Here is a 4906-nt window from a genome sequence, read left to right as displayed (position 1 = left end):
ACAAAAAGAACCCAACGGCACCTGGTGGCCCTGGGAAAACTTCGGCGGCGGCGGCACCGACATCACCACCGGCCACAACGCCGACGGCCGCCTCGTAGTCATCGGCACGAACGAGAGCAGCATCAATCACCGCCACCAGACAGCTGCCGGTCCGCCGTGGTCGGACTGGGCGCAACTGGGCAGGAACAGCCCCGGCATCATCGCCTGAGCCGCTTGAACCGTCTGAAAGTCCGGGCGCAGCGGGCGAAGGCACTTCTGAACTTCACCGTCGGCAGCCGGCAGAGAGGGCGGCGATGGCGTCGCCCTCGAGGGTGGGTGCCTTCTCGCGGTCCAGGAATTCGTCACGGGCGGCCTGCCAGGCGGCCGGGGCGACGCCGGGCGGGCGACCGGGCCGGCAGCGCCGGCAAGTCCGCTTTTCCAGGTGGCCATGCGATCTACTCCGCGCCATCCCTCATCAAGCACTGAAGCGCGCGGCGCAATAACAGACCGCGCACACGAACCACGCTTGCAACTCCCGTTGTCGTACCGCCCTCGTTCCGATGTCGCCCGCGTTTGTGTCGGGACAGCCGCGCAGGTGCCGCCCATCGAGGCTCGGTCGCATCCCGCCCGCCGCAATGGACGCTCTTGATATCTCGGCCCCATTTTCGGACACTGGCTCCTCACCAAGGCCCTATGTGTCCTCGCGGGGGATCGGGTGGATTTCCGGTTACTTGGCGCGCCCGAAGTATGGCTCGACGATCGGCAGCTCACGTTGACCGCGGGCAAGCCCTTGGCTCTGCTCGCCGTCGGCCTGCTGCGCGCCAATCGAGTCGTGTCGGTTTCCGACCTGATCAACGCCGTCTGGGGCAATGCTCCGCCGCCGACCGCGCTGGCGTTGCTGCAGACGTATGTCTCGAATCTTCGTCGTGTTCTGCGCGTCAACGGCCAGCAGGTGATCGTGACTCGGCTGCCCGGCTATTTGTTCAGCGTTGGAAGCGAAGACGTTGACGTCGCCAGGTTTGAGTCGCTGGCCGCCAGGGGGCGCGCGGCCGCCGCGGTGGGGCGGCATGACCAGGCGGCCGAAACGTTGCGGACCGCCCTGGCGCTGTGGCGGGGTCCCGCGCTCGACGGTTTGGAGAGTCCGGTGCTCCGGCAGGCCGCCCACGGTCTGGAGGAGTTACGGCTCATCGTCCTCGAAGAGCGGATCGACGCCGACCTCCGGATGAACCGAATCGGTCCACTGGCCGCCGAGTTGGCCGCGCTCGTCGCGGCGTACCCCTTGCGGGAGACGTTACGCGCGCAGCAGATGCTTGCTCTCTTCCGGCTGGGACGACAAGCCGACGCGCTGGAGGCCTACAGTCAGGCGCGCCGCATGCTCCGGACGGAGCTCGGCGTTGAGCCCGGCCCGGAACTTCGCCGGATACACCAAGCGATCCTGTCCGCGGACGCCTCCCTCGACCTGGCCCTTCCTGTTGCCGCCACCATTGGCCTCGACGCTCCGGACGGGCAAGACGCCGGCTCACCGGTAGGTGACGGCACCCCGTGCGCCCACCCCTCGCCTCAGCCGCCACGCCAGTTGCCGCCGCAGTTCGGCAAGCTGATCGGGCGGGAGAAGGAGATGGCGGAGCTGCGGCGGACGCTGCTGAGCGCCGAGGCCGCCGACCATGCGGTGTGTTGCGTCATCACCGGGAAGGCGGGCAGCGGGAAGACCGCGCTGGCCAACGCTGTGGGCCACACGATCTGTGAGGCGTTCCCGGACGGGCAGCTTCACGGGGTCTTTCGCGGTGGCGGAACGGGAGCCGAGGAAACGCAGGAGATCCTGGGCGCGTTCTTGCGCGCGCTCGGCGAACCCGCCTCGCGACTGCCGGACTCCGTCGAAGAACGCAGCAGCCTGTTCCGCAGCCGGATCGCGGGGCGGCGGATCCTCATTATGCTGGACAACGCTGGGTCAGAGGCCCAGGTCCGGCCGCTGCTGCCGGCGCATGCCGGTAGTGCGGCGATCCTGAGCAGCCGTACCGCGCTGGTGGGTCTGGAGTCCCAGAACACTCTCGGTCTGGACGTACTGGATCCTGACGACGCGCTGCGGCTGCTGGGTAAGCTCGCCGGATCGGGCCGGACGGCGGCCGAGCCGGCGGCAGCGGAGGAGATCGTCCGCCTGTGCGGCGGTCTTCCGCTGGCCGTGCGGACGGCCGGCGCACGGCTCGCGGCGCGGCAGAGCTGGCCACTCAGCGTGCTCGCCAGCAGATTGCGCGACGAACGCCGTCGCCTCGACGAGCTCGTGGCCGGCGATCTTGAGGTCCGGGCCACCCTGCAGCTGAGCTATTCCGGCCTCCCCGATCCCATCCGGTTGGCGTTCCGCCGGCTTGGCTTGATCAGTCCGGCGCAGTTCTCCCCCTGGCTGCTGGCGCCGTTACTCGACGTCACGCTGGTCAAGGCCGAATACTTCGCGGAGCGGCTGACCGACGCGCAGCTCGCGGACGCCGCGGACATCGGCTTGGACGGGCAGGTCCGCTATGCCGTACACGACCTCATCCGGCTGTTTGCCCGCGAGCGTGCCGACGCCGAGGAACCACCCCCCGACCAACGCCGGGCGATCGAGAGGCTGGGGCGTCTCCTGCTGGCCCACGTCACCGAACTGCGCACCGGCGTCCGGAGCGTGGCGAGGGCTGGTCCAGCCCTGACCGATGACCAGCGGGCCTGCACCGTCCCGGCCGCCGAACCGCCGGACGATGCTCATTCGTGGCTCGACCAGGAGCAGTGGACCCTGGTCCACGCCGTCGAGCGGGCCGCTCAGTTCGGCCTGACGTATCTCGCGCGCGAAATGTGCGAGGCGCTGTTGCCCTGGTTCCGGCTGCGCAACAGCTTCGACCTGTGGCTGCACACCCACAGCGCGGCTCTCGCGGCCGCCGAGGGGGCCGGGGACCGGCTCAGCGAGGCCATTCTCCTGCGCGGGCTTGGACAGCTGCATTATGAGCAGGACCTCCTGGACGACGCCGCCGGGTACTATCGCCGTGCGCTGGTGGTGTTCCGTGCTCGCAACGATCGGCGGGGGGAGGCCGGCTGCCTGATCGGGCAGGCCTCTGTCCACCGCGAGCAGGGACGTTTCCGGCAGGCCCTGGAGCTGCTCGAACCGGCCCGTGCGATCTACTCGCGACTGGACGACATGGCCGGCTTGGCCGAGTGCGGGTACGGCTTCGGCCACGTCAGCCGTGAGATCGGCAATTTCGCGGAAGCAGAGGCCGCCCTGGAAGAGGCGCTGGCCGCCTACCGCCAAGTCGACGACTGCCGCGGCGAAGGCATGGCGCTGCGGTCGCTGGCGATGGTGCACCGGGCGAGCGGTGCGCTGGACACGGCTGAACGGCTCTCGGAACAGGCCATCTCCGTGCTCACGGAGATCGGCGACCGGCTGCTTGTCGCCTACGCGACGCAGTGCCTGGGCAAGGTCCGGATCAGGCAGGGGCACGTCGAGCACGCGGCCGCGCTCCTGGCGCAGGCTCACGAGGTGTGCACGGACTTCGGCGACGGTTTTGGTGTAGCACTGTCCACACGCACCATCGGTGAACTGCACCTGGCAAAGGGCGAGCTGGACCTGGCCGTGGCCCACCTGAGCGGCGCTCGCGAGCGGTGGGTGGCACTACGCCTTGACCTGTTCCGGGCCCGCACCGACCGGGACCTGGCGCAGGCCCACCGGCGACGTGGCGATCTCGCCGCCGCGCGGAAGCTGGAATCATCCGCGCTGGCGACTTTCCAGCGGTACGGCAGCCGTGAACGGCTCGAACCACCCGCCGCTGAAGGGTGACTGAAGCGGGCTAGAGCGGCGATACAGCACTGCTACAGCCACGGATTCCACTCTGGAGGCGGGCGCCTTGGCGGACACACCCGCTGTACGACGGCGACTGCGTGATCTCCTTCCACAGCTTCTTTCGGTGTCCCGCCAGGCGCCGACAATCTGCGATGAAAGGCCCCCAGTGAGACAAGCGAACAACAGCCGACGTGTGCTTTGGTTATCGGTGCTGATCTGCCTGATGCTGCCCGCCGTCCTGTCGACGCATGCAACGGCGGCGACGGCCGAGCCCGATCCGGGCCGGTACGAGCACGAGGCCGCCGCCAACGCGCAGCTGCACGAGGCATCCGCCAGCGCGGCCAAGAACGGCCCCATCACCAGAGCCGAGGTGCTCGCCCGCGGAAAGACTTGGGTTGACGCGGCGGTTCCCTACGACAACTACACCTACCGCGACGGTTACCGGAAGGATTGCTCGGGGTTCATCTCCTTCGCGTGGTTCGCGGATCAGAGTTACACCACCAATTCGCTGTCGCAGATCAGTGGCCGGATCGTCAAAGACGAACTCCTGCCCGGTGACGCCCTGCTGTGGCAGAACCCGAAATGGCCCAACGAAATGGGTCATGTGCGACTGTTCGGCGGCTGGCTGGACGGCACTCACGAACGGTATTGGGTGTACGAGCAGACCCCGCCGCGTGCCAGGTACTACGAATACTCCTGGTCGGCAACGTATCCCACGTACCTGCCGTATCGATACAACAAGATTGTCAACGACGGCTCGGGTGATCGGGTGGTGTCGGGGGCGAACGCGGACGGCCGGATGGAGGTGTTCACAGGCGCGGCCGACGGCGTCTGGCACACCTACCAGACCGCCGTCAATGGCGGCTGGGCGCCATGGGAGTTCTGGGGCGGCCCCAAAACCGCCAACCTCGCAATCGCCACCTCAGCCGACGGCCGCCTAGAACTCTTCGCACTCAACCGCGACACCTTCTGGCACCGCGTGCAAAAACAACGCAACGGTAGCTGGTGGGACTGGGAAAACAACTTCGGCGGCGGCGGATACGGCCTGGCCGTCGGCACCAACCAAGACGGCCGCCTCGAAGTCTTCGCCTCCAACCCCACCGGAATACACCACCGCCACAACAC

General features: G+C 68.1%; 2 protein-coding genes and 1 pseudogene. All 3 read left to right on the top strand.

The genetic code is table 11. From position 1 onward, the window contains the following. Positions 1–208: hypothetical protein (locus AB0I81_RS63725; protein WP_360680607.1), on the top strand; the 208-nt coding region annotated here is incomplete at its 5' end. Between the two features lie 486 nt (positions 209–694). Then, entirely contained in the window at positions 695–3778 is a 3084-nt protein-coding gene (locus tag AB0I81_RS63720) for a BTAD domain-containing putative transcriptional regulator (protein WP_360680604.1), read from the top strand. 211 nt (positions 3779–3989) lie between these two features. Further along, a pseudogene (locus AB0I81_RS63715) lies at positions 3990–4906 on the top strand (hypothetical protein); the annotation flags it as partial.

This window comes from Nonomuraea sp. NPDC050404 (assembly GCF_040655495.1).
In the GTDB taxonomy this organism is placed as follows: domain Bacteria; phylum Actinomycetota; class Actinomycetes; order Streptosporangiales; family Streptosporangiaceae; genus Nonomuraea.
The sequence above is the reverse complement of the archived record's forward strand: the minus strand, read 5'-3'. Positions and strand labels throughout refer to the sequence as shown.